At 73.5% G+C, this 4,277-nt stretch carries 3 protein-coding genes and 1 riboswitch; of the genes, 1 reads left to right on the forward strand and 2 read right to left on the reverse strand.

Going from position 1 to position 4,277, the window contains the following annotated elements:
* A partial coding sequence (locus tag VFL99_RS12465; RefSeq protein ID WP_325106689.1) for a DNA translocase FtsK 4TM domain-containing protein occupies positions 1–1,852 on the reverse strand: 1,852 nt, incomplete at its 3' end.
* A 391-nt stretch (positions 1,853–2,243) separates the two neighbouring features.
* A riboswitch (SAM riboswitch) is annotated at positions 2,244–2,357 on the forward strand.
* Positions 2,358–2,393: 36 nt separating this feature from the next.
* On the opposite strand from VFL99_RS12465, the gene VFL99_RS12470 reads away from it, so the two are divergent.
* On the forward strand, positions 2,394–3,791 hold the full coding sequence (locus VFL99_RS12470) for an aminotransferase class V-fold PLP-dependent enzyme (RefSeq protein ID WP_325106687.1): 1,398 nt from the start codon (positions 2,394–2,396) through the stop codon (positions 3,789–3,791).
* 139 nt (positions 3,792–3,930) lie between these two features.
* Here the strand turns inward: VFL99_RS12470 and VFL99_RS12475 are convergent, their stop codons facing one another.
* Positions 3,931–4,254, reverse strand: coding sequence for a spore germination protein GerW family protein (locus VFL99_RS12475; RefSeq protein WP_325106688.1), 324 nt, complete (start codon positions 4,252–4,254; stop codon positions 3,931–3,933).
* Positions 4,255–4,277 lie beyond the last annotated feature (23 nt).

Raw genomic sequence — 4,277 nt, forward strand, 5'->3', positions numbered from 1 at the left:
GCTGGGTGATCCGGACGACCGACTCCTCGACGTCCCGCGGGGCGACCATCATCAGGTCGGCGAGCTCGTCGACGACCACGAGCAGGTAGGGGTAGGCGGTGATCTGTCGCTCCGAGCCCGGCAGCGGTTGCACCTTGCCGCTGCGGACCGCCTTGTTGAAGTCGTCGATGTGCTTGAAACCGAACGCCGCGAGGTCGTCGTAGCGCTGGTCCATCTCCTTGACGACCCAGGCCAGCGCCTCGGCCGCCTTCTTCGGGTTGGTGATGATCGGCGTGATCAGGTGCGGGATGCCCTCGTAGGCGGTCAGCTCGACCCGCTTGGGGTCGACCAGGATCAGCCGGACCTCGTCGGGGGTGGCCCGCATGAGGATCGAAGTGATCATCGAGTTCACGAAGCTCGACTTGCCGGCGCCGGTGGCGCCCGCGACGAGCAGGTGCGGCATCTTGGCGAGGTTGGCGATGACGTAGCCGCCCTCGACGTCCTTGCCGACGCCCATCACCATCGGGTGCTCGTTGGCGCGCGCGGCCTGGCTGCGCAACACGTCCCCGAGGCTGACCTTCTCGCGGTCGCTGTTCGGGATCTCGATGCCGATCGCGGACTTGCCGGGGATCGGACTGAGGATGCGCACGTCCGCCGAGGCGACGGCATACGCGATGTTCTTGGAGAGCGCGGTGACGCGCTCGACCTTGGTGCCGGCCCCGAGCTCCACCTCGTAGCGGGTGACCGTCGGCCCGCGGCTGAAGCCGGTGACCTGGGCGTCCACGCCGAAGTTGTCGAGGGTCTCGGTGAGCGCCTCGACGACGCGGTCGTTGGCGGCGCTGCGCGCCTTGGGCGGGCTACCCGGCTGCAGGATGCCGTTCTCGGGCAGCGTGTAAGTGACGTCGCCGGCCAGCGCGAGCTGCTCGACCCGCTGCGGCAGCGGGGTGGTCGGAGGGGCCTCGAGCTTCTTGCTGTTGTCGGCGACGGCCGCGCCGGCGGCTGCGGTGCTGGTGGGGCCCGCGGAGCCGGCGGGAGCGGACGCGGGGGCTTCGGCTCCCTCGGCGCCGGGTGCGAGCACGCCCGGGGACGTGGGGCGCTTCTCGCCCGGCCGCAGCCGGCGGCCGTCCTTGCCGCGCACGACCGTGGCGGCCTGCTCGAACGCCTCGTCGCCGGCCAGGCCCTCGCTCTCGGTGTCGACCGAGGCGGCCTTCTTGCGCCGCTTCTTCGGCGGGGTGCCGTCGATCTCGGTGCCGTGCCGGTCGGCGGCTACGGCGTCGCGGTCGTCGACCGCCTCGGCCGGGTGGTGGTGCAGCAGCTTGTCGCGCAGCTCGCGCAGGCGCGCGGGGATCTGGTGCACCGGCGTGGCGGTGATGACCAGGACCCCGAAGAAGCCGAGCAGCAGCAGGATCGGGACGGCGCCCCAGACCTTGACCGCCTGCGTCAGCGGGCTCGAGGCGAGGTAGCCGATCACCCCGCCGGCGCTGCGCATCTTGTCCCACCCGTCGGGCGGGCTGACGAGCGGCAGCCCGGCGGACAGGTGCACGAGCCCGCAGGCGGCGATCGCGAGCGCGGTCGTGCCGATGCCCACCCGGTTGGTCGACTGGTCGTCGCCGGGTGCGCGCAGCAGGCGCAGCCCGAGCAGGAGCAGCGCGATCGGCAGGGCCAGCGCCACACGGCCGAAGGTGCCAGCCGCGACGGCGTGGATGATGTCGCCCACCATGCCCGGCAGGCCCCACCACTCGCGCATCGCGATCACGATGGCCAGGGCGATCAGGGCGAACCCGACCCCGTCCCGCCGGTGCTCCGGCTCCAGTTCCCGGGCGCTGTGCCCGACCCGGCGCACGGCACCGCCGGCCACGTGCGCCATGCCCATCCACGTGCCGCGGATCGCCCGCAGCGGCAGCGGCAGGCCGCCGCCCTTGGCGCCGGAGCGTGACCGGCTGGCCGGGCGGCGCGAGGCGGACCCGCCCCGGCGGGACCCCGAGGGGCGACGCGACGACCCGCCGCGGGTGGACGCGGAGCGGGAGGAGGAAGTCTGACGGGTCGCCACCCTCGCAGGGTACGGGACAGACCCCTCCTGCATCACGCGTCACACGCGGGAAGACCTTCTACGAGACCCCTCCCCGCCGATCTCGGGACTTCCCCGCCGATCTCGGGACTTCCCCGCCGATCTCGGGACTGACCGCGTGGTAGGGTCCCGCATTCCGAGACTGCCGTGTCACGAGGTGGGCACAGCGTCCGCCGCGGCGCTATTCTCGGGCCCAGGTCACGAGTGCCAGCGTCAAGCCCCGGCTTGCTGGCCGGCAACCCTCCTCCGCGGTGGGGTGCTCCGGGTGACGACCAGGCCGCCTGCACGAGCAGGTGGGCAAGCGCGGACCACCCCTTGTGGTCCCTGACCACCAAGGAGTGCCTGTATGTCGATCGCTGCCGCTGCTCGCCCCACCACCCGCGTGCCCCTCGGCTCCCCGAGCCGGCTGCGCTCGGTGCCCACCGGCCGGGCGGCGCTGCCCCCGCTGCTCGCCCCGCCACGCACCGTGGCCCACGACCTCGGCGTGCCGACCCTGCACCGCACGGTGGTCGACCAGGCCCACCTCGACCACGGCGCCTCCACTCCGGCACTCGTCAGCGTCCGTGACGCGGTCGACACGGCGCTGCGGACGTACTCCTCGGTGCACCGCGGGAACGGCTACGCCTCGCGGATCACCACCGGCTGGTTCGAGGAGGCACGCACCGAGGTCGGGGAGTTCGTCGGGGCGCGCGAGGACGACGTCGTCCTGTTCACCCGGAGCACCACCGACTCCCTGAACCTGCTCGCGCGATGTCTGCCGGCCGGGACGACGACGTTCGTCTTCGAGTCCGAGCACCACGCCGCGCTGCTGCCCTGGCCGGAGGCCCACTGCGTGCGGCTGCCCGTGCCGCGCAGCGTCGAGGAGGTCCTCGGCCGGCTCGAGGCGGCCCTGCTCGCGGCCGCCGAGGGCCCGCGCCTCGTCGTGGTCACCGGCGCCTCCAACGTCACCGGCGAACTGTGGCCGGTCGAGCGGATCGTCGCCCTCGCCCACCGGTATGACGCCCGCGTCGCCCTCGATGCCGCGCAACTGGCGCCACACCGCGCGATCGACCTCGCGGACTCGGGCGTGGACTACGTCGCGTTCTCCGGCCACAAGGTCTACGCGCCCTACGGCGCCGGCGTGCTCGCCGGCCGTCGTGACTGGCTGGACACCGCGGAGCCGTACCTGCGCGGCGGTGGCGCCAGCGCCCAGGTCGACGGCGACGGAGTGCTGTGGCACGAGGGCAGCGCGCGGCACGAGGCCGGCAGCCCGAACGTGCTCGGCGCCATCGCCCTGGCCGCCGCGTGCGCGGCCCTGTCGGCGCACCGTGAGGCCGTCGAGGAGCACGAGGCCGACCTGGCGACCCGGCTGCACACGGGACTGGAGCAGCTCCCGGGCGTGACGGCATACCGGCTGTTCGGGACGGACGTGGAGCGGGTCGGGACGGCCGTGTTCACCGTGGACGGGCTGGACAGCGGGCTGGTGTCGGCGGCGCTGTCGGCGGAGTACGGCATCGCGGTGCGCGACGGGAAGTTCTGCGCGCACCTGCTGACCAGCGCGCTGCTGGACGATGCGCCGGGCGCACCGGCGACGGCGGTGCGCGCCAGCGTGGGCCTGGCGACCACCCGCGAGCACGTGGACCGGCTGCTCGGGGCGCTGGCGCGGCTCGCCGCGCGCGGGCCGGCGTTCGACTACGAGCTCACCGCCGAGGGGTGGGTGCCGGTCGACGACCCACGCGACCTGACCCTGCCGCGTCCCTGGTGAGTCGCGGCCTGGCCCAGAGCCCGCACCGGCCGGTGGACCCCGCAATCTGAACTGGCAGTAGGTGCCGACACACCGGCCGACACGCCGGTATGCCGAGTGCTCGCGTCGGTACTGCCAGTTCAGATTGCGCTCGGCCCGGTCAGGAGCAGCGGCGAGCGCGGCTGAGGAAGTAGGCCACGGCGACGGCGCCGAGGACCACGATGATGCGGTTCGGGTCGACCGCCGGCTGCCAGCGCACGCGCTCGCCGCGGATCACGAAGGCGCCGGCCGGACGGGCGTTGAGGCCGAAGCCGCCGCCACCGCCCTCCTGGCCGTCCTTGTCCTCACCGCCACCTCCGCCGCCTCCGCCGCGCACGACGGCGGCCGGGATCACGGTGACGCCGTTCTTCTCGTGCGGTTCGCCGATGACGCGCTTGACCGTCATCGCCTCCTGGGCGGTGGTGATGACCTCTGTGGGTTTCATGGCTGGTCCTCCCGAGTCAGGTG

The sequence above is a fragment of the Segeticoccus sp. genome, assembly GCF_035708005.1.